23 protein-coding genes are annotated in these 17,668 nt (G+C 40.0%); 18 read left to right on the top strand and 5 right to left on the bottom strand.

Features of this window, described 5'->3' with window-relative positions:
- The first annotated feature begins 35 nt into the window (after positions 1 to 35).
- Positions 36 to 503, top strand: coding sequence for a 6,7-dimethyl-8-ribityllumazine synthase (gene ribH, locus CDZ88_RS05665; RefSeq protein WP_100372614.1), 468 nt, complete (start codon positions 36 to 38; stop codon positions 501 to 503).
- Between the two features lie 376 nt (positions 504 to 879).
- Positions 880 to 1,221 carry a GNAT family N-acetyltransferase gene (locus tag CDZ88_RS05670; RefSeq protein ID WP_100372615.1) on the top strand — a complete coding sequence of 114 codons (342 nt, stop codon included), beginning with the start codon at positions 880 to 882 and terminating at the stop codon, positions 1,219 to 1,221.
- Positions 1,222 to 1,265: 44 nt separating this feature from the next.
- Here CDZ88_RS05670 and CDZ88_RS05675 read toward each other — a convergent pair whose 3' ends face one another.
- Entirely contained in the window at positions 1,266 to 1,778 is a 513-nt protein-coding gene (locus tag CDZ88_RS05675; protein ID WP_100372616.1) for a DUF309 domain-containing protein, read from the bottom strand.
- 233 nt (positions 1,779 to 2,011) lie between these two features.
- Here CDZ88_RS05675 and CDZ88_RS05680 point away from each other — a divergent pair, with 233 nt between their 5' ends.
- The 3 genes from CDZ88_RS05680 to CDZ88_RS05690 all read left to right on the top strand — a co-directional run bounded on the left by CDZ88_RS05680 (position 2,012) and on the right by CDZ88_RS05690 (position 4,420).
- Positions 2,012 to 2,776, top strand: a complete 765-nt coding sequence (locus tag CDZ88_RS05680) for a segregation/condensation protein A (RefSeq protein ID WP_100374607.1) — start codon at positions 2,012 to 2,014, stop codon at positions 2,774 to 2,776.
- Positions 2,773 to 3,351, top strand: a complete 579-nt coding sequence (scpB, locus tag CDZ88_RS05685) for an SMC-Scp complex subunit ScpB (RefSeq protein ID WP_100372617.1) — start codon at positions 2,773 to 2,775, stop codon at positions 3,349 to 3,351. Before CDZ88_RS05680 ends, scpB begins: the two co-directional genes overlap by 4 nt.
- Before the next feature lie 181 nt (positions 3,352 to 3,532).
- The gene (locus tag CDZ88_RS05690) at positions 3,533 to 4,420 is read left to right on the top strand and encodes a superoxide dismutase (RefSeq protein ID WP_100372618.1); all 888 of its coding nucleotides are present in this window, start codon (positions 3,533 to 3,535) and stop codon (positions 4,418 to 4,420) included.
- 30 nt (positions 4,421 to 4,450) lie between these two features.
- On the opposite strand, the gene CDZ88_RS05695 is transcribed toward CDZ88_RS05690, so the two are convergent.
- Genes CDZ88_RS05695 through CDZ88_RS05705 form a run of 3 tightly spaced genes read right to left on the bottom strand, consistent with a single transcriptional unit; the run spans position 4,451 to position 7,307 of the window.
- Positions 4,451 to 6,040 (bottom strand): alkaline phosphatase family protein, encoded by a 1,590-nt coding sequence (locus tag CDZ88_RS05695; RefSeq protein WP_100372619.1) that lies wholly within the window; start codon positions 6,038 to 6,040, stop codon positions 4,451 to 4,453.
- Positions 6,041 to 6,043: 3 nt separating this feature from the next.
- Complete coding sequence (locus tag CDZ88_RS05700) at positions 6,044 to 6,739, bottom strand: DUF421 domain-containing protein (RefSeq protein WP_100372620.1); 696 nt, start codon at positions 6,737 to 6,739, stop codon at positions 6,044 to 6,046.
- 49 nt (positions 6,740 to 6,788) lie between these two features.
- Positions 6,789 to 7,307, bottom strand: a complete 519-nt coding sequence (locus tag CDZ88_RS05705; protein WP_100372621.1) for a hypothetical protein — start codon at positions 7,305 to 7,307, stop codon at positions 6,789 to 6,791.
- 108 nt (positions 7,308 to 7,415) lie between these two features.
- Here CDZ88_RS05705 and CDZ88_RS05710 point away from each other — a divergent pair, with 108 nt between their 5' ends.
- The 7 genes from CDZ88_RS05710 (at position 7,416) to CDZ88_RS05740 (ending at position 11,276) form a co-directional block, all read left to right on the top strand.
- Complete coding sequence (locus CDZ88_RS05710) at positions 7,416 to 7,619, top strand: DUF1657 domain-containing protein (RefSeq protein ID WP_100372622.1); 204 nt, start codon at positions 7,416 to 7,418, stop codon at positions 7,617 to 7,619.
- A gap of 287 nt (positions 7,620 to 7,906) precedes the next feature.
- The gene (locus CDZ88_RS05715) at positions 7,907 to 8,335 is read left to right on the top strand and encodes a hypothetical protein (protein WP_100372623.1); all 429 of its coding nucleotides are present in this window, start codon (positions 7,907 to 7,909) and stop codon (positions 8,333 to 8,335) included.
- 12 nt (positions 8,336 to 8,347) lie between these two features.
- Positions 8,348 to 8,827 (top strand): stage V sporulation protein AC, encoded by a 480-nt coding sequence (spoVAC, locus tag CDZ88_RS05720; protein ID WP_100372624.1) that lies wholly within the window; start codon positions 8,348 to 8,350, stop codon positions 8,825 to 8,827.
- On the top strand, positions 8,828 to 9,844 hold the full coding sequence (gene spoVAD / locus CDZ88_RS05725; RefSeq protein WP_100372625.1) for a stage V sporulation protein AD: 1,017 nt from the start codon (positions 8,828 to 8,830) through the stop codon (positions 9,842 to 9,844).
- A complete protein-coding gene (gene spoVAE, locus CDZ88_RS05730) occupies positions 9,841 to 10,191 on the top strand; it encodes a stage V sporulation protein AE (protein WP_100372626.1) in 351 nt (116 codons plus the stop codon). Before spoVAD ends, spoVAE begins: the two co-directional genes overlap by 4 nt.
- A 9-nt stretch (positions 10,192 to 10,200) precedes the next feature.
- A complete protein-coding gene (locus CDZ88_RS05735) occupies positions 10,201 to 10,407 on the top strand; it encodes a DUF1657 domain-containing protein (RefSeq protein WP_100372627.1) in 207 nt (68 codons plus the stop codon).
- A gap of 11 nt (positions 10,408 to 10,418) precedes the next feature.
- Entirely contained in the window at positions 10,419 to 11,276 is an 858-nt protein-coding gene (locus CDZ88_RS05740; RefSeq protein ID WP_100372628.1) for a DUF421 domain-containing protein, read from the top strand.
- Here the strand turns inward: CDZ88_RS05740 and CDZ88_RS05745 are convergent.
- Entirely contained in the window at positions 11,273 to 11,989 is a 717-nt protein-coding gene (locus CDZ88_RS05745) for a DUF421 domain-containing protein (RefSeq protein WP_232718576.1), read from the bottom strand. The genes CDZ88_RS05740 and CDZ88_RS05745 overlap by 4 nt on opposite strands.
- Positions 11,990 to 12,182: 193 nt before the next feature.
- Here CDZ88_RS05745 and CDZ88_RS05750 point away from each other — a divergent pair, with 193 nt between their 5' ends.
- The 6 genes from CDZ88_RS05750 to CDZ88_RS05775 all read left to right on the top strand — a co-directional run bounded on the left by CDZ88_RS05750 (position 12,183) and on the right by CDZ88_RS05775 (position 17,663).
- Positions 12,183 to 13,334, top strand: coding sequence for a D-alanyl-D-alanine carboxypeptidase family protein (locus CDZ88_RS05750; RefSeq protein ID WP_100372629.1), 1,152 nt, complete (start codon positions 12,183 to 12,185; stop codon positions 13,332 to 13,334).
- Positions 13,327 to 13,920 carry a nucleoside recognition domain-containing protein gene (locus CDZ88_RS05755; protein ID WP_100372630.1) on the top strand — a complete coding sequence of 198 codons (594 nt, stop codon included), beginning with the start codon at positions 13,327 to 13,329 and terminating at the stop codon, positions 13,918 to 13,920. Before CDZ88_RS05750 ends, CDZ88_RS05755 begins: the two co-directional genes overlap by 8 nt.
- Positions 13,921 to 14,454 carry a spore maturation protein gene (locus CDZ88_RS05760; protein WP_100372631.1) on the top strand — a complete coding sequence of 178 codons (534 nt, stop codon included), beginning with the start codon at positions 13,921 to 13,923 and terminating at the stop codon, positions 14,452 to 14,454.
- Positions 14,455 to 14,645: 191 nt separating this feature from the next.
- Entirely contained in the window at positions 14,646 to 15,374 is a 729-nt protein-coding gene (locus tag CDZ88_RS05765; RefSeq protein WP_100372632.1) for a pseudouridine synthase, read from the top strand.
- An 85-nt stretch (positions 15,375 to 15,459) separates the two neighbouring features.
- The gene (resA, locus tag CDZ88_RS05770) at positions 15,460 to 15,987 is read left to right on the top strand and encodes a thiol-disulfide oxidoreductase ResA (RefSeq protein ID WP_100372633.1); all 528 of its coding nucleotides are present in this window, start codon (positions 15,460 to 15,462) and stop codon (positions 15,985 to 15,987) included.
- Positions 15,988 to 16,001: 14 nt separating this feature from the next.
- Complete coding sequence (locus tag CDZ88_RS05775; protein ID WP_100372634.1) at positions 16,002 to 17,663, top strand: cytochrome c biogenesis protein ResB; 1,662 nt, start codon at positions 16,002 to 16,004, stop codon at positions 17,661 to 17,663.
- The last annotated feature ends 5 nt before the right edge of the window (positions 17,664 to 17,668 follow it).

Below are 17,668 nucleotides of genomic sequence, written 5' to 3' on the forward strand. Positions count from 1 at the left end.
AAACATACATACATACAACTTAGGAGGAATTTATAATGGGTAAAGTATACGAAGGAAGTTTAGTAGCAACAGGATTAAAGGTAGGAATCGTGGTTGGTCGCTTTAATGAATTTATTACAAGCAAGCTTTTAGGAGGAGCAGAAGATGCTCTTAAGCGTCATGGAGTAGAGGATTCAGATATTGAAGTAGCATGGGTGCCTGGTGCATTTGAGATCCCGTTTGCAGCTAAAAAAATGGCGGATAGTGGTAAATACGACGCCGTGATCACTTTAGGTACGGTTATTCGTGGTGCTACACCTCACTTTGATTTTGTTTGTGGGGAAGTAGCAAAAGGAGTTGCATCCCTCTCGTTATCTTCAGGAAAGCCTGTTATTTTTGGAGTATTGACAACAGACACGATTGAGCAAGCGATTGAGCGCGCAGGAACAAAAGCAGGAAACAAAGGCTGGGATGCTGCAACAGCAGCCATTGAAATGGCTAACTTCAGTCGTTCGTTCGAATAAACTTCATTTTTAGAGGTTGGGACATATAGAAAGTGTTTAACTGAAAATCCGAACAATGCGCAATTTTAGCGGATGAAATATACGTAGCCTCCTTCTGGATATAAAGCAACGTTGAGACCTCACAGTGCGGACCACGAGGAGGCTCAGCAGCTTCCTTGCGAGTGTGAAGTATATTTCAGGAGCGGTTTACATAAACCGCTCCCGTAATGTTCGGAATTTTAGAAGTTAAAATACTTTGTCCCAGCCTTTTTTTAGTTGTAAGACAAAAGACCTGTTATAAAATGCGCTACATTTATCATGAGAATTATTAGGAATTATGATAAAATTTGTATATGTAAGCAAAATTGTAAAAAAATAGAGTAGGAGAGGATAAACGATGCTAATACCATATAAGACCTCTCAAAAAAAGATTGCGATGGGACTTCTTTCGTACATGCCGAAGGAAAAAGATGTAAAACAGCTCATGCATACGATAGAACGTTATGAAACGGAATCTAATTGGTCGCTTTTTTTCTGGAGAGAAGAAGATGACCTTGTTGGAATTGCTGGATTTGAAAAACGTGAAGACAAGGTGATCCTCCATCATTTAAGCGTCATCCCGTCTTATCGTAAAGAAGGTATTGGAACGAGGATTCTTCAAGCCATTCAAGCAAAATTCGATCTACCGCTCGTTCCATCAAAGGCAACAAAGGATTTTGTAGAAAATTGTAATGAATAGTAATTACGCAAAATCAGTGCGAAGAAGTAGGCTCAATTGAGTTACTACTTTTTTTTTTTTTCGAGTAATCTTTGTTGTCGCTCGTTGATTACATCTGTTCGGTCACGTAGACGATGTTTATGAATAAGAGGGTCAAGCAACAGTTGACTCGGATGACCCCATGTGAGGTCTCTTGATTGAGAGAGTTTTTGGCATTTGTTGATTAAGTCTTGATCGGTTAGAGGAATCGATAGATCTTCAAATGGTCTGTCAAGATTTACTAAACGTGTAGAAAGCAGTTGTGCTAATTCATCGACATCAATAGCTAGCTTTCTTAGGGGGATCGATTCGACCTGGATAATCCTTAATGAACTATGGTACATTCGCTTTGCTCCTACTGAATTGCCTCTTCTTTCATGGTAAAGAGCAACAGCCAATTGAATTAGCCCGACCCAATGAAGTTTACGTTCTTTTTTTTCCTCTTCTTTCCAATGCTCTTCTAAAATCTCATGACATTCAAAATAATCTCTTGAGGAATGAAACTCAATTAAAAATTCAATATATGCGGGTGGATACATAATCAAAAACTCCTTTTATACATCTCCAGTTTGTCTTTTAGCATACATCCATCATACCAATAATGAATTCATTTTGTCAGCTTCAGAGCGGAGTATACTGTTTGAATATTCAGCTAATAAAACCTTTAAAACCTAGTTGGTTTGCTTGTTACACGTTATTTAGAAGTGTGGTATAATCTCATCTAGCGCAAAATTCTACGAAGCTAGTGGTGAATGATTTGAATTCAAATGAAATAAATCCGTATAGTGTTAAACTTGATGCATTTGAAGGACCGCTTGACTTACTTCTTCATCTGATAAATCAGGCTGAGGTTGATATTTATAATATTCCAGTAGCACCGATCACGGACCAATACATGAAGTATGTCCAAGCGATGCAAGAGCTTCATCTAGACATTGCAAGCGAGTATCTTGTGATGGCAGCGACTCTTCTAGCTATCAAAAGTAAAACTCTCCTCCCTAAACAAGAGGATCTTTTCGATGAAGAATTGATCATGGATGAAGATGATGATCCACGTGATGAACTGATGAATCGATTAATTGAGTATCGTAAATATAAAGAAGCAGCAACTGACTTAAAAGACAAAGAAGAGAAACGAAATCTTGTACATACGAAGCCTCCTGAAGATCTAGAACCTTTTATTAATGAAGAAGACAGAAGAGAAGTTGCCATTCAAGGAGTTACTTTGTTTGATATGTTATCTGCGTATCAGAAACTAGTAAAAAGAAAGACGTTAAAAGCTCCGCGTATGACAACGATCAAAACACAAGAATACTCAATCGAAGATAGAATGACAGAGGTAATGGACTTTGTCAATCAATTAGCAACGGGGTCTTGTAAGTTTGAAGAACTGTTCCCAGTCCCAGAAAAGGGACATATTGTCGTGACTTTTTTAGCGGTGTTAGAGCTGATGAGAACAAAAGCGATTCGTTGTGAACAAGAAGAAAACTTCTCAGATATTATGATATTCAAACAGGAAGGAGGGCTAGTAGGATGACAACGGAAGAAATGAAGGCAATTGTAGAAGGATTGTTGTTCGTTACAGGCGATGAAGGAATGACTTATGAACAATTAGCTGAGGTTATGGAGCTTGAACTTGAGACAATTAAAGATGTGGTCGGTGAACTTGAGACAACGTATCAAAGTACGAATCGAGGGTTACAAATGGTCGAAGTAGGCGGAGCGTTTAGGTTGGCAACGAAAGCTGAACATGCAGATTACATGAAAAAGTTAGCTACTTCACCGCTCCACTCTGGTCTATCACAAGCAGCCCTTGAAACCTTAGCGATTGTCGCATACAAGCAGCCCATCACAAGAGTAGAAATTGATGAGATTCGTGGCGTGAAATCAGAAAGAGCTCTGCATTCACTGAACTCGAAATTGTTGATTAAGGAAGTTGGCCGTCAACCAGGTACAGGCCGTCCGATTCTCTACGGAACAACGAGGCAGTTCCTTGACCATTTTGGATTGAAGCGTCTAGATGAACTTCCTCCGTTGCCAGAGGATATTACAGATGATTCGATTGAGGATGAAGCGGATCTTTTCTTTAAAAACATGGAAGAAGTACTGTGAAAAATCTTGCCACAATTGTTTGTGGTAAGATTTTTTTTTAGTGGGATTTCGCCATCGTTTAGTCACACAATGATAAGAATTGTTGTATTTAACATTTACGCAATAAATTTCTTTAAGGCCAAGTTCAGATCTGTTTTATTCATTCATATGATAGCGTGATGGATTAAAAGGAGGCTATATCATGAATCATGGGCGAGGCATTGTCGAATGGGCAGAAGAGCTTAAGTACATTTGGAATGAACATAGCACAGTAATTGAAGAGCAAGTTGGTGTCGGTAGAACTAGACCATTTGTGCAATCATTAACATCATTGTTAAATACATTAGAGCGAACACCTTTACATGCAGACGAACAAGAAGTAGAGCAAGCGGCTTGGAGAGTGTATAATGCCTGGAATAATATGGGAGAATGGTCTGAAAAATATGAGCGAGGTGAGAATGGGTCGGTACCTATAGGTGGACACACATTGCCTCCATTAACGTATTCATACGATGCGCTTGAGCCGTATATAGACGCTGAAATTATGAGGCTACATCATGATAAGCATCATCAGAGTTATGTTGATGGGCTAAACAAAGCAGAGATTAAAATGCAAGAAGCACGAGAAACGGGCAACTATGAATTGATCAAGCATTGGGAAAGGGAAGCAGCGTTTCATGGTGCTGGCCACTACTTACATTCCATTTTTTGGGAGGTTATGAATCCTAATGGCGGAGGGATTCCGGGTGGTGAACTGTTAGAGGCGATTGAACGAGATTTTGGTAGTTTTGAGAAGATGCAAGAACATTTTGCAGCTAGTGCTAATGCGGTAGAAGGTAGTGGATGGACGATGTTAGTGTGGTCGCCACGGGCTCGTAGACTTGAAATTTTACAAGCGGAGAAACATCAAAACTTATCCCAGCAAGATCAAGTTCCCTTACTCGTATTAGATATGTGGGAGCATGCTTACTATTTACAATATAAAAATGAACGCAAACCTTATATTTCAAATTGGTGGAACGTTGTCAATTGGCCCGAGGTAGAAGCTCGTTTTGATCAAGCGCGACAATTAAAATGGGAACCATATTAACAGAAGAGCCAAAAGGATAAGTGTACTCGCTTATCCTTTTGGCTCTATTTCCTCTTGAAAAAGGGAAATGAAGTAGTCTTTTAAGTCCCTGATTCTTCTAAATTCTGGATAGTGATCTGTACCTGCGACAAGGAGTGCAGCGCGTGTGTCATCTTGATGGAATCCACCGTGCTCACCACCGCCATAATGAACAGGTGCATCTTCTGTTTTTAACGTATATCCAGGTCGTGCTGTGACGATTAGTGCCGCGTCTTGGCTCTTAAGGGCGGAATCCATTTGCTCAAGACCATCTGGGTATTGACCAAACGTTATTGTCTTTTCTTTATCATTTAAGGTCAGGTCTAATACGTTTGGATCACCTTCAAGATGCCATGTTTGTCCATATTCATCAGTCCATGGTCCGTTAGGTGTGAATGTCAACGTGTTTTGTACGTGGCTAGATTGAATCAACGTTCGATTATTTTCACGCCATGCAATATGGTCTATGCGATCATCATTTAAAAGAGGATCGGCTATTTCTTTTAGGTGAATATTTGGATTGATACGATGAATGTAGGCCATTCGATGATTATTAGCAATGATTAGATCACTATTTTTGGGTCCATCTAGTAATTCTGCTATTGACCATGGCTCAAGCAACGCTTCAAGTTCAATTGCGGTATGCTCTCCTTTGTCATGTAACAATACTTGATTATGATCACCGAGAATAATAAAAATCGTATCTTCTAGCGCTTGCTCCCAACTATCATAGCTATTTAAGATCGTTTGTAGTTGATAATCAGCTCTTGCAAACCCATCAAGGTAATGAGGGCCATGAACATGAGCTTCTGTATCAAAATCAGGAAGGAACGCCATCAAAAAATCTGGTTGTTGTTCCGATTGAATCAATGATTGCACAACGTTGACAGAATATTGATCATTCAAACCGTATTTTTCATATAAATGATCAGGTAATGATCTGTCTTTAACTGCATCTGGCTTCACTAATTGTCCAAATGAAAGTAGGTCGGGTCCTTTGGTGATAATAGATTTCTCCATATGTAACGATTCTGAGACAAACGGTGGTACATGTAAGATGTGCTTTTTTGGCCCGCGATACAAAAGCATATTCACAGAACCTGTTGATCTGTTTTGCTTAGCTAGTTCATCATAAATCGTGTCAATTTTTGGATTAAGGTGGAAGTTATTTAAATGATTTAACCCGTCTTGTACAACTTGTTTTGTTCCTAGTTTTAACGTTCTAGGAATCGTTGAACCATAATCGACTAACCGCTCTTCATTGGGGTGATACCAAATCAAACCTGGCACGTGGTGGGCGTTAGGGCCGACACCGGTAAGCAAAGAGCTTTCAATCACGACAGACATTGAAGGAAAAGGCGCAATTAAATCATCAAACACCTTTCCGTTTTCTTTTAAAAAGGCGAGGGCTGGTGTTCTTCCTTCTGATATCCCCTTATCAATTAACTCGCTTGTCATGGAATCAATCATCACGACCATCACTTTTTTGCCCGTATTCTCACTTGCTTGGATTGTTGCTCCTTTAGTCGATGAATCAGACTCTTTTACACAACTACATAAAAAAAGGATAATTAGAAGACTAATGAATATTCGATACCACATAATTTAGCCCTTCTTTCTTTCATACGTTTGGATTTCAAACCCATCCCCGTCTAACCATTCTGCATAGAGAACCGCTTTAACACTTGGAATGCTCCGTTTTAACAATTCTTGCTGAAGCCACTCTTCATTTTTATTTAGTGAAGCTAAACTATCGGGAATGAGTTCTCCGTCTAAAATAAGCAGAGTCGGCAATGACACCGATTTTTCTGGAATATTTAGGTCTTGATTTATTGGGCTGTCATAAGGCTGCTTTCTCAATACACTGACTGAGCCATTCGTCTCTAAAATGCCATATTGCACTTCACGGACAGAAAAGACACTTTTCTCGCGTAAAAGGTGTTGCAATTGGTTTAGGTCGAGCTTATTTTTCCGTAATTCCTCATATTGGATTTTCCCCTCGGAAATGACGAGAGCAGGGGTGCCTTCTAATAGCGCACGTGACCCTCTAAATTTTTGAGTGATGATTTCAATAAAATAAATCAGAGTACCCCAAAATGCAATCGCAAAGAGGACATATTGTAATCCAATTTCTCGGTCATAAATGGCATTACCGACAAGCTCCCCTAATACTAGAGCTGAAATAAAGTCAAAAGGAGTGAGTTGTGTGATTTGGTTTTTCCCTAATACCTTTGTTAAAAATAATAAAGCGAAGAAGCCGACAAATAACTCAGTGGTCAGCGATACGAAATCTGTGTGCACAGCAATACCCCTTTACCTAAGATCATTTATAGTTTGAGCAGTTGCGCCTTTATTTATTAATGGTGAGTAAGAGTTGATCAAGCTTTCTTACTAATTGAATTGAAGCGAGATGAAGTTGAGCTAATTCAGAGTTAGATTGAGCTTTGCTGCCTTTGAAAATTCTTTTGTACTGCAACTGATCTGTGAGCCAGTGTTTCGTCACGTAGTTTTCAAAAAGACTAAAAAATGAGTGTAACGCTATAACTTCTGTAGGTGTAAAGCATTGTGCGACTTCATCCGCTGTTAAGCTGTGATCGGTCGGTAATGATTCAATCAAGCGTGGATGAAGGTCATCGATTTGTTTCGAAACTCCATCCCTTATTTGAAAAGCGATCATTAAAATATGCGTGCGACGCTCGTCCATAAGAGACTCGTGATGTTGGTTGTGTATGAGGTTGTTTGCTTCTGTCAGGCTTGTTTGAATAGATTGAATACGCTGGCTTAGTTTCTTCTGGTTTAGAAAAATCATGATCACCAATGCGGTGTTTACAATGAAGATAGAAAGTAGGGTAATTTCTGTTATTAACATGTATGACTCCTGTTCATGTAAATATCGTTTACAAATTTTGTATGTAATAAGTTACGTTCATTTAATTCATTCTATAAAGGAATGTTACTTTAAAAAAGGAGTGTTTATATGACTGTTGCAAATAAAATGAAGCAAACTCTAGCTGGATTAAAAAGTGCTCAGGCAAGTCTAGAAACATTTGCGCTAGAAACAGATAACGAACAAGCTAAGCAATTGTTTCAGCAAATGGCTACACAAACTCAAGGTGTTGTAGATGGGTTAGGTCCACGCCTTCAAGAAATAGAGCAAGAAGAACCACAGTATAAACAATAACGAAACTTGGAGGCTGGGACAAAAGTATTTTAACTTGAGGAATTCCGAACATTATGGTTGTTGCTTATGTAACCGCTCCTGAAATATACTTCGCTTTTCGCGGGAAGCTGCTGAGCCTCCTCGTGCTTCGCACTGTGGGGTCTCACCGTTGCTTTTCATCCCGCAGAAGTCTACGTATATTTCATCCGCTAAATTAGCGCTTCGTTCGTATCCAGGGTTACACACTTTAGTTATGTCCCAACCTCTTCTACATACATCATTGTAACAAATAGGAAGGAGTGATTGGTATGAAGAGAATGATTTTTCTTCTCATAGTTATGGTGTGCTTCGTTTCGGGGTGTGGAGGACAAGCGAATACTGTAAAGCCTCTTCAAATTGGCAATGAAGCAATTGTTTCACAACAGGATGCTGATGAAGCTAAACAAATTGTGTTAGCGATGGATGAAGTTTTAGAAGTCAAAGGCTTAACACATGATCAAAAAATATATCTTTCACCAAGAGTGAAGCAGTTTGACCGGCTACATCTTAATGATATTCGCAAGAGGTCTCATGCAAGTGTAGCGAAACGATTTCCAAAACATGATATTTTTCTATCTTCCGATAAAAAGATCTATATGGAGTTAAAGAGGTTGGAGACAGAATTAAAGAATAGAGAGATCAGTGAAAAACGATTAAAAGAAGAGCTCGTTCAACTCGAAGATAAAATGAAAGGTTAAGGAGGGGAGAATATGTCATCGAGCAAAGTAAAAAATAGTAGTCCGACACAGCAAGAGTATCAACGCTTGGCAAAAAAACATGAGTTAAAAAGGCCAGTAGGTAAAAACTGCATTCGAGCATTTATCATTGGTGGATTGATATGTGTGTTGGGGCAAGGCATTCAAGTTATATTCTATACATTTTTCGATTTTACGGAACGAACGGCTGGAAATCCGACTGTTGCTGTGCTCATTTTTCTTTCGGTTTTATTGACTGGTTTTGGGGTGTATGATCGCTATGCCCAGTTTGCTGGTGCAGGGACAGCTGTTCCTGTGACGGGATTTGCGAACTCTATTGCTTCAGCCGCGATTGAACATAGAACGGAAGGATATGTGTTGGGCGTTGGGGGAAACATGTTCAAACTTGCTGGCTCAGTTATCGTATTTGGGACGGTAGCGGCATTTGTTATTGCTCTTATCAAAACGATTCTAATTCAGTGGGGAGGGTTGTAAATGTTAATTGGACACCAATCATGGACATTTGATAAAAGGCCAGTCATTCTCTCGACAGGAACAGTAGGAGGACCATTTGAAGCAAGAGGTATGTTGGCAAATGATTTTGATTTGCTTCATGAAGACCTTTGGTTAGGACAAGATTCCTATGAGAAAGCACAACGGGTATTAGTAGAGGAATCTGTCACCAGAGCGATTGAAAAAGCTCAGTTAACGAATGGAGACATTCAATTTATGTTAGCTGGAGATTTATTAAATCAACTTACTCCATCAAGCTTTGCTTGTCGTGCGCTTTGTATTCCTTATCTAGGGATGTTTGGTGCCTGTTCAACATCGATGGAAGGATTGGCTTTAGCGGCTTTTCTTGTGAATGCTAATGGGGCAAAGCATGTCGTAACAGCAGCGACGAGTCATAATGCAGCAACAGAAAAACAATTTCGTTATCCTACAGAATACGGCGGACAAAAGCCACCAACTGCGCAGTGGACAGTAACGGCATCAGGTGCTGCAGTGATTGCAAAAGAAGGCAACGGGCCTGTTGTGACATCAGCAACGATTGGAAAAGTGATTGATATGGGTTTGTCAGATCCATTTAATATGGGAGGAGCGATGGCGCCTGCAGCTGTTGAGACCATCGAATCACATTTTCGCGATTTGAACTTGCCAACAGATCATTACGATTTAATTGCCACAGGCGATCTAGGTCGAGTAGGATTACCGATAGCGAAAGAAATGTTAGCTCAACGTGGTCTCGTCTTCGCAGAAGGTGTTTTTCAAGATTGTGGGTTGATGATCTACCGTGAGGGTCAGCCAGTACTCGCTGGTGCGAGTGGGCCAGGTTGTTCAGCATCAGTCACATATGGTCATTTAATAAATAGAATGAAACGTGGAGAAATCAAGCGAATGCTTATTGTCGCAACAGGTGCACTGTTATCTCCATTATCTTTTCAACAAAAAGAAACGATTCCATGCATCGCGCATGCCGTATCGATCGAAGCAAGTGGGGTGAGCGTATGATATTTCTATGGGCGTTTATCGTTGGAGGTTTGATCTGTGTGATTGGACAACTTCTAATAGACGTTGGGAAATTAACACCCGCTCATACGATGAGTACATTAGTAGTCGCAGGAGCTATTTTAGACGGTGTTGGGTTATATGAACCTTTAATTGATTTTGCAGGAGCGGGTGCGACAGTTCCGATTACTAGTTTTGGTAATGCCCTTGTTCATGGGGCGATGGCAGAGGCGGAGCAATACGGAATTGTCGGAGTTATCACAGGAATCTTCGAAGTAACAAGTGCAGGGATATCAGCAGCCATTATTTTTGGTTTTCTTGCCTCACTTGTATTTAAATCGAAAGGGTAGGTGAATAGTATGTCAGTCGCTGGACAAGTGAAAGGAACTCTTTTTTCATTAAAAGGAATTGAGGCAACTTTATCTAAATTAGCGCTGCAATCGGTTGATGATGAAGCGCAGCGGGTTTATCATCATGGGGCATTGAAGGTACGAACGATTGTTAAGGAAATGGAAGATCAAGTGATGTTTTTAGAACGTGAAGAGCCACAATATAAAGGAAATTAAGGAGGGATTGTATGCCTGGATGGCTTGAGGTTGCGAGTAGAAGTATTGGTGTTCTCATTCTTTTATTTATGTTCTTTCGTGGATTTATAAGAAAGCCAGTGGGAGAATGTTCCTCGTTTGAATTTTCATTAGTAGTCGGGATATCAATCATCGGGGCCATAGGAGCCTTTAATTTGCAAATCCCTATTGCTTTTGTTTTAGTTGCTTTATTTGTATGGGGCAGTGTTGCAATAGGACTTTCTGTAGCTGTTGAGAAAAGTTCGAAGCTTAGGACATTTATGTACGGTCGGGGTATTCCGATGATGAAAGACGGGAAAATTCTCGAAGATAATATGTCCAAACAACATGTGACAACAGACGAATTGTTAAGGAAATTACGGTCAAAAAATATCTTTCAAACTTCAGATGTAGAATTTGCTGTATTAGAATCGAACGGTGAATTAAATGTGTTATTAAAGTCAGAAAAACAGCCAGTCAACCCATCTACATTACAAATGAATGTCGCGCAGACAAAACAACCAGAGACAATCATTAAAGATGGCGAGATCATGGATGAGCCACTTGCTACACGAGGATTAAATCGTGAATGGCTTCATACAGAATTATCGAAACTAGATGCTTCCGTTGAAAATGTTTTTCTAGCTCAGGTCGATCGAGATGGTCAGTTAAATGTTGATTTATTTGATGACAAAATCACGGTTCCAGAACCGACGGAACTTGCGTTGCTTGCAGCGGGGCTGAAAAAAGTACAGGCTGATTTTTCGATATATGCACTTGATACAGACAATGAGCAATCAAAAAAAAGATATATATGGTGTGAAAAAGAAGTCGCTCAACTCATTGACACGTTAAAACCTTATACGAATTAATGTTGCACGAGCTCATAGCGATCATCTTTTGATGAATAAGAGAGCTGAAGATCTCCCTCATGTGTAATCGTGCATAAAAATATTTTTTCAAGTCGAATCACTCCCATATTTTCAAGGCGTTTTTGGAGTGATTCTTTCGTAATGTCTAATTGCTTCAATACCTCCTCACGCATTTCCCCTTCAATAATGACTGGATATGAGATACCAAGGTATTTCTTCTTCAAATTTAGGTCCTCCAAGCTCGGTGTTGCTTTATTAGGCTTCTTTTGCACACTAATATCTCCATTGGCTTCAATGATCGCTAAATGAACATCTCCAATATCAAAGACACCCTTTTGTCTCAGCATTTGCAGGACATTATCGATGGAATAACGAATTGCCGTGACATTATCCACTAGCATCTTTCCTTCCTTGACGACAACAGTCGGTTCAAAGGTAATCCATTTACCGAAAGGGCGATGACGAATCACTGAAAATGCAACGGCTTTTTGAAAGAGAGCAATGATGACAATGGCATAAGCTGTATGAATATGACTTACGTTTGGATCAGCAATATCAGCACCAGTGACAGAGGCTAGCGTGACAATGACCAAAAAATCAAATATAGGCACTTGACCGATCGAGCGTTTCCCCATCGTTAATGTCATGAATAGTAACAAAGGGAGTATGGTGAAGATGCGACCTGTAACAATAGCTAACTCTTGGAAAATCATCTTTACTCCTCCCAATTTAAAAATAGAGATCAGCCATTAGTATGTTCTCTAATTGGTAATGATATGCAAAGCGAAGGGCCCTACCATAAGAATCGCACATATCTAAGGTTGTCTTGCATAAACTTGTCTTACAGATATTTAGGTTAGATTGCTTCAGAAAAAAGCAGATAACTAGACGAGGTGGGGATCATATATGATAAAACGCGTGGTTTATGTAGGCCTTATAAGTTTATTCTTATTTTCATCAATGCTAACGTCATCAATCGAAGTCGATGCACGTAATTTCTCTGTATCTGCACAGGCCTCTATTTTAATGGAGCAAGAGTCAGGGCGAGTGTTATATGAGAAAAATGCACGCGAGCCACTTAGGATAGCCAGTATTACAAAAATCATGACAGCTATTTTAGCGGTTGAATCCGGAAAAATGAAGGATGTTGTGAAAGTTTCTTCGAATGCTGAAGGCACAGAAGGTTCATCGATTTACCTTAGGGCAGGAGAAAAAATCTTACTTGAAGATCTTGTCTATGGATTAATGCTACGAAGTGGAAATGACTCTGCTGTTGCCATTGCTGAACATGTAGGGGGAAGTTTGGAAGGCTTTGTTTATTTAATGAACGAAAAAGCGAAAGAACTCGGAATGTCAAACACACTATTTCAAAATCCACATGGACTAGACGACCACGAGGACCATTACTCCTCGGCTTATGACATGGCAGTCCTAACGCGCTATGCTATGAACCATCCGACGTATCAAGAGATATCATCGACAAAAACACACCGAGTTGAGGGAGATCAGATTCGTGTATGGACGAATAAAAACCGTTTATTAACAGAATTGTATCCTCATTCAACGGGTGGAAAAACGGGCTTCACAAAGCGTGCTAGACGAACACTCGTGTCAACAGCGAGTAAAGATGACCTTGACTTAATTACAGTGACACTTAATGCACCAAGTGATTGGCATGATCATATGAATCTATTTAACTGGGCATTTGATACATTTAAATTAGAGACATTGGTAAAAGAGGGTGAGTTTACTGAAGTGGAGGATGCTTTTTACAAAGGACATATTTTTAGTTCGTATGCCTTTGAATACCCACTTGCAAGCAATGAAGTCGACCAGCTCGATAAGCGTGTAACATTGTATACCCCACCAACTGAAGATAAGCGGGAAGGATATATTCCACCTCAACCAGTTGGGAAAGTTGAGCTTAGCCTAGCAGCAGAAAGAATTGGTCAGGTTCCGCTCTATTATGATGCTCCTGAAGGCGAACAGAAAAAAGGATTTTGGTCGAGATTTTTAGGAGTTTTCCAGATCACGCTTGGGGTGAGGTCGGGTGATTAATAAAATTTGGGTGGGGATGCTCGTCATCGGCATACTATTTGCGGCTGTAAACGGTAGGATGGAAGAAGTAAATGAAGCGATTTTTTCGGGAGCAAAAGATGCAGTCGCTATTTGTATCGGCCTCATTAGTATTCTTGTGTTTTGGTTAGGTTTGATGAAAATCGCTCAAGTTGCAGGAGTGCTCAAAGGGTTAGCGAAAGTCATGCGACCACTTGCAACAAGATTATTTCCGGAAGTTCCAGCTAATCATCCTGCAATGGGTTATATTCTCTCCAATATGACAGCCAATTTATTTGGTTTAGGCAATGCAGCGACGCCGATGGGGATCAAAGCGATGGAACAGTTAAAAGAATTAAATGAAGGGAAAGACTCTGCTAGTCGTTCTATGATTACGCTTCTTGCGATAAATACAGCAAGCATCACCCTTATCCCGACAACGGTCATTTCCATTCGAATGAGTTACGACTCTGTTTCACCAACAGAGATTGTTGGAACGACGCTCTTAGCAACAACCTGTTCGACTGCGGGAGCGATTTTGATTGATCGATATTTTTATTATCGGCGACTGAGAAAGGGGAGAGCCTAATTGGGTGCTTTAACCATCATCTCCATATGGTTCATACCTGTTCTCATCGGCTTCATTCTTGTGTATGGGACGTATAAAAAAGTACCGACATATGAAACCTTTGTTGAAGGAGCAAAAGATGGATTTGGGATGGCAATCTCGATCATTCCCTATTTAGTAGGGATGCTTGTTGCAATTTCTGTCTTTCGAGCCTCGGGTGCGATGGAATTTCTCATAGAATTAATGAAGCCTATGCTAGAAGTGGTTGGGGTTCCATCAGAGATCGTTCCATTAGCGATGATCAGACCAATATCAGGAACTGGAGCACTTGGGATGACGAGTGATTTAATCGCGACGTATGGGCCGGATTCATTTATCGGTCGACTAGCATCGACAATGCAAGGTAGTACGGATACAACATTGTACGTATTAACGGTTTACTTCGGGGCAGTTGGCATTAAAAAGATGGGAGACGCGTTAAAAGTAGGGTTACTAGCAGATTTAGTTGGAATTATTGCTTCGATTATTATCGTGACGATTGTTTTCGGTATGTAAAAAGGTATAAATTTGAGTCTAACTTCCAAATAATGAAGGAAGTTAGACTTTTATATTGGATTAATTTCTAAAATAACCATTTTATTGAATGGTAATGGTGACAAAAAAATGAACGCTCAAGTTGAATGACGTCTTCTGCTTGAGAATTACGATATCTGAGAGTATGATGGTAGATGAGGTGAAGGAATAGAATGGAACGTTTACAGAAAGTTATTGCACAAGCAGGAATTTCGTCAAGAAGAAAGGCAGAGACCTTAATTTCTGACGGCAAAGTTAGAGTGAATGGAAAAGTAGTGACAGAACTTGGTGTGAAAGTAAATGCACATAAAGATGAAATTGAAGTAGAAGGCGTACCAATTGATCGCGAGACACCCGTTTATTTTCTAATGTACAAGCCCCAAGGTGTTATCTCGAGTGTGAAAGATGAAAAAGGTCGCAAAGTTGTAACAGACTTCATAGATGTCGAGCAACGTGTCTTCCCGGTTGGTCGTCTAGATTATGATACATCTGGTTTATTATTATTAACAAATGATGGGGATTTTGCTAATCAACTTATGCATCCAAAATTTAAGATTGAAAAAGTGTACGTTGCCAAAGTACGAGGTATACCGACGCGTGAAGAGATCAAAAGATTACAAGATGGTGTGATGTTAGAAGATGGGAAGACTGCTCCTGCAAAAGTGAAAATCATGTCATTTGATAAGAAGAAACAAACGGCGATTGTTCGCATTGTTATTCACGAGGGGAAAAATCGTCAAGTGCGTCGGATGTTTGATGCGATTAGTCATCCTGTCATGAAGTTGAAGCGTGAGCAATATAGCTTCTTAAACTTACACAGCATGAATCCTGGTGATGTGAGACCACTTAAGCCAATTGAAGTTAAGCATTTGCGAGAACTAGCTTTCACGAAACCGTCATAAAAGAAAACGTTGTGCGTCGCCCATACAGCTATAATAGCAGTATCGGGCAAATTGATTTGTGTAGAAAAGGGGAGAAACATACAAAATGAAGCAAAAACGATTAATCATGCGTACGTCTATTCTTGCTGTGATTGCAATCGCCCTTGCCTATACGTTTTATTCCAACTTTATTGCAGATCATAGTGTTGCTAGAGCGGGAAACGATGCGATTAACTTCGCCGTGGTTGACCTTGAAGGAGAACGTATTGAGTTAGAGGATTATAAAGGAAAAGGCGTTTTCTTGAATTTCTGGGGAACGTATTGCCCTCCTTGTGTGGAAGAGATGCCAGTAATGGAAGATCTTTATCGTGAATACAAGGAACAAGGTGTCGAAATAATCGCTGTTAACGCTAATGAAACAGATGTTGTCGTTAAGCAGTTTGCTAATCGCTTGAACTTAACATTCCCTATTGCCATCGATAAAGGTAGACAAATCATTGATGCTTACGGCATACGTCCTTTACCAACGACGATTTTAATCGATGAACATGGTGAGATTGTTAAAGTCCACACCGGTGGAATGAGAGAAGCTCAAGTTAGGGAATTTTTAGAACAAATAAAACCAGGTACTTAATTGAGGTGTAAGGCATGAACAAGGTAACCTGTGAATGTGGGCATCAAAATCCTCATGGTACAGAAATATGCGAATCATGCGGAAAGCCAATCGAGGAGAACGACACCCAAAAGAAACTTCTTGATATGAAGTATGAGGGTGTGGCAAGACGTTCACAAACATACACAACTACTATCATTGATAAAATATGGATGTTCTTTTCGAGTGTAAAAGTAGGGATCTGGATTATCGTTCTGACACTACTAGCATCCTCACTTGGAACGATCTTTCCACAAGAAATGTATATTCCACCGACGGCGGTTGCGTCGATCTATTATGCTGAGGAATACGGATATGCGGGGGAGATTTATTATTTACTAGGTCTTCACAATTTGTATAGCTCTTGGTGGTATATGTTACTCATTGCAGCTCTTGGTGTTTCTATTATTATTGCCAGTCTTGATCGTGCTATACCGTTACATCGTGCTTTAAAAACACAAAGAGTGACAAGACATGCTAATTTTATGAAAAGACAGCGTGTGTTTGGTACATCATCAATTTCGAGTGAGGAAGTCGACGAAACGTTTGCAAAGGTAAGACAACGACTAGAAGAGAAAAAATACAAGATTGCTGAAGAAAATGGAAATCTTGTTGCTGAAAAAGGTCGTTTTGCTCGTTGGGGCCCTTATGTGAATCATGTCGGTCTTATTATTTTCTTAATTGGTTGTATGTTGCGCTACTTCCCTGGGATGTACATTGATGAACATGTGTGGGTCCGAGAAGGAGAAGAAGTCGTTGTTCCGGGTACCGACGGTCAATACTTTATTGCTAATGAACGTTTTATGATAGAAACATATGATGAAAATGATGAGCGTTTTAGTGAAGCAATTGAGCGTTCAGGTAATCCTGTCATTAGTAATTTCCAAACGGATGCCGTGTTGTATGAACGTACGGAAGCTGAGACTGTGGGAGAACGAGGAGAGTTAGTAAAAGTAGCTGAACACCCTATTCGTGTGAACTACCCACTAAGTTATGATGGATTTAATTTCTATCAACTTAGCTACAAACTTAATGAATTTAAGACGATGAGTTTTACATTAGAAGACAAAGAAACAGGGGACACGTTCGGGCGAATGGATATTGACCTTTATAACCCGCAACCAAGTTATGACTTAGGTGATGGGTATGAGGTGCGGATCCAAGAATACTTCCCTGACTATTTCTTGAATGACAACAATGTGCCTGCCACACGTTCAAGCATTCCTGATAACCCTGTATTTATTTTCAATATGATCACGCCAGAAACACCAGAAGGAGAAGTGAGTTTCGTCGGTATTAGACAGAACCTCGAACCACTCGGTGAAAATGATTATAAGATGACCTTTGTTGATGTAGAGACGAACAATGTTACCTCGCTTGGAGTCAGACGAGATCGAACAATTCCTATCCTAATTGTTGGTGGAGTCATCTTTATGTTTGGACTTATTCAAGGTGCTTATTGGGCCCATCGTAGAGTGTGGCTACAACGAATCAATGGAGAAGTGTGGATTTCAGGTCATACAAATAAGAACTGGTTAACACTTAGAAAAGACATTGACGAATCGATTCAAGAAACAACATTGGATCCACCGCTTGATCAGGTGGAAGAAGAAGAAAAACTGACAAAACAAATAAATAACACGGAAATGAAAAGCTAGGAGGG

It is taken from the genome of Bacillus sp. FJAT-45037 (assembly GCF_002797325.1).
GTDB lineage: Bacteria > Bacillota > Bacilli > Bacillales > Bacillaceae_D > Alkalihalophilus.

Excerpts from the sequence above, each read along its gene's own strand:
- ribH (WP_100372614.1), top strand. The coding sequence starts at position 36 with ATGGGTAAAGTATACGAAGGAAGTTTAGTAGCAACAGGATTAAAGGTA.
- CDZ88_RS05670 (WP_100372615.1), top strand. The coding sequence starts at position 880 with ATGCTAATACCATATAAGACCTCTCAAAAAAAGATTGCGATGGGACTT.
- CDZ88_RS05675 (WP_100372616.1), bottom strand. The coding sequence starts at position 1,778 with ATGTATCCACCCGCATATATTGAATTTTTAATTGAGTTTCATTCCTCA.
- scpB (WP_100372617.1), top strand. The coding sequence starts at position 2,773 with ATGACAACGGAAGAAATGAAGGCAATTGTAGAAGGATTGTTGTTCGTT.
- CDZ88_RS05690 (WP_100372618.1), top strand. The coding sequence starts at position 3,533 with ATGAATCATGGGCGAGGCATTGTCGAATGGGCAGAAGAGCTTAAGTAC.
- CDZ88_RS05695 (WP_100372619.1), bottom strand. The coding sequence starts at position 6,040 with ATGTGGTATCGAATATTCATTAGTCTTCTAATTATCCTTTTTTTATGT.
- CDZ88_RS05705 (WP_100372621.1), bottom strand. The coding sequence starts at position 7,307 with ATGTTAATAACAGAAATTACCCTACTTTCTATCTTCATTGTAAACACC.
- CDZ88_RS05710 (WP_100372622.1), top strand. The coding sequence starts at position 7,416 with ATGACTGTTGCAAATAAAATGAAGCAAACTCTAGCTGGATTAAAAAGT.
- CDZ88_RS05715 (WP_100372623.1), top strand. The coding sequence starts at position 7,907 with ATGAAGAGAATGATTTTTCTTCTCATAGTTATGGTGTGCTTCGTTTCG.
- spoVAC (WP_100372624.1), top strand. The coding sequence starts at position 8,348 with ATGTCATCGAGCAAAGTAAAAAATAGTAGTCCGACACAGCAAGAGTAT.
- spoVAD (WP_100372625.1), top strand. The coding sequence starts at position 8,828 with ATGTTAATTGGACACCAATCATGGACATTTGATAAAAGGCCAGTCATT.
- spoVAE (WP_100372626.1), top strand. The coding sequence starts at position 9,841 with ATGATATTTCTATGGGCGTTTATCGTTGGAGGTTTGATCTGTGTGATT.
- CDZ88_RS05735 (WP_100372627.1), top strand. The coding sequence starts at position 10,201 with ATGTCAGTCGCTGGACAAGTGAAAGGAACTCTTTTTTCATTAAAAGGA.
- CDZ88_RS05740 (WP_100372628.1), top strand. The coding sequence starts at position 10,419 with ATGCCTGGATGGCTTGAGGTTGCGAGTAGAAGTATTGGTGTTCTCATT.
- CDZ88_RS05745 (WP_232718576.1), bottom strand. The coding sequence starts at position 11,989 with ATGATTTTCCAAGAGTTAGCTATTGTTACAGGTCGCATCTTCACCATA.
- CDZ88_RS05750 (WP_100372629.1), top strand. The coding sequence starts at position 12,183 with ATGATAAAACGCGTGGTTTATGTAGGCCTTATAAGTTTATTCTTATTT.
- CDZ88_RS05765 (WP_100372632.1), top strand. The coding sequence starts at position 14,646 with ATGGAACGTTTACAGAAAGTTATTGCACAAGCAGGAATTTCGTCAAGA.
- resA (WP_100372633.1), top strand. The coding sequence starts at position 15,460 with ATGAAGCAAAAACGATTAATCATGCGTACGTCTATTCTTGCTGTGATT.
- CDZ88_RS05775 (WP_100372634.1), top strand. The coding sequence starts at position 16,002 with ATGAACAAGGTAACCTGTGAATGTGGGCATCAAAATCCTCATGGTACA.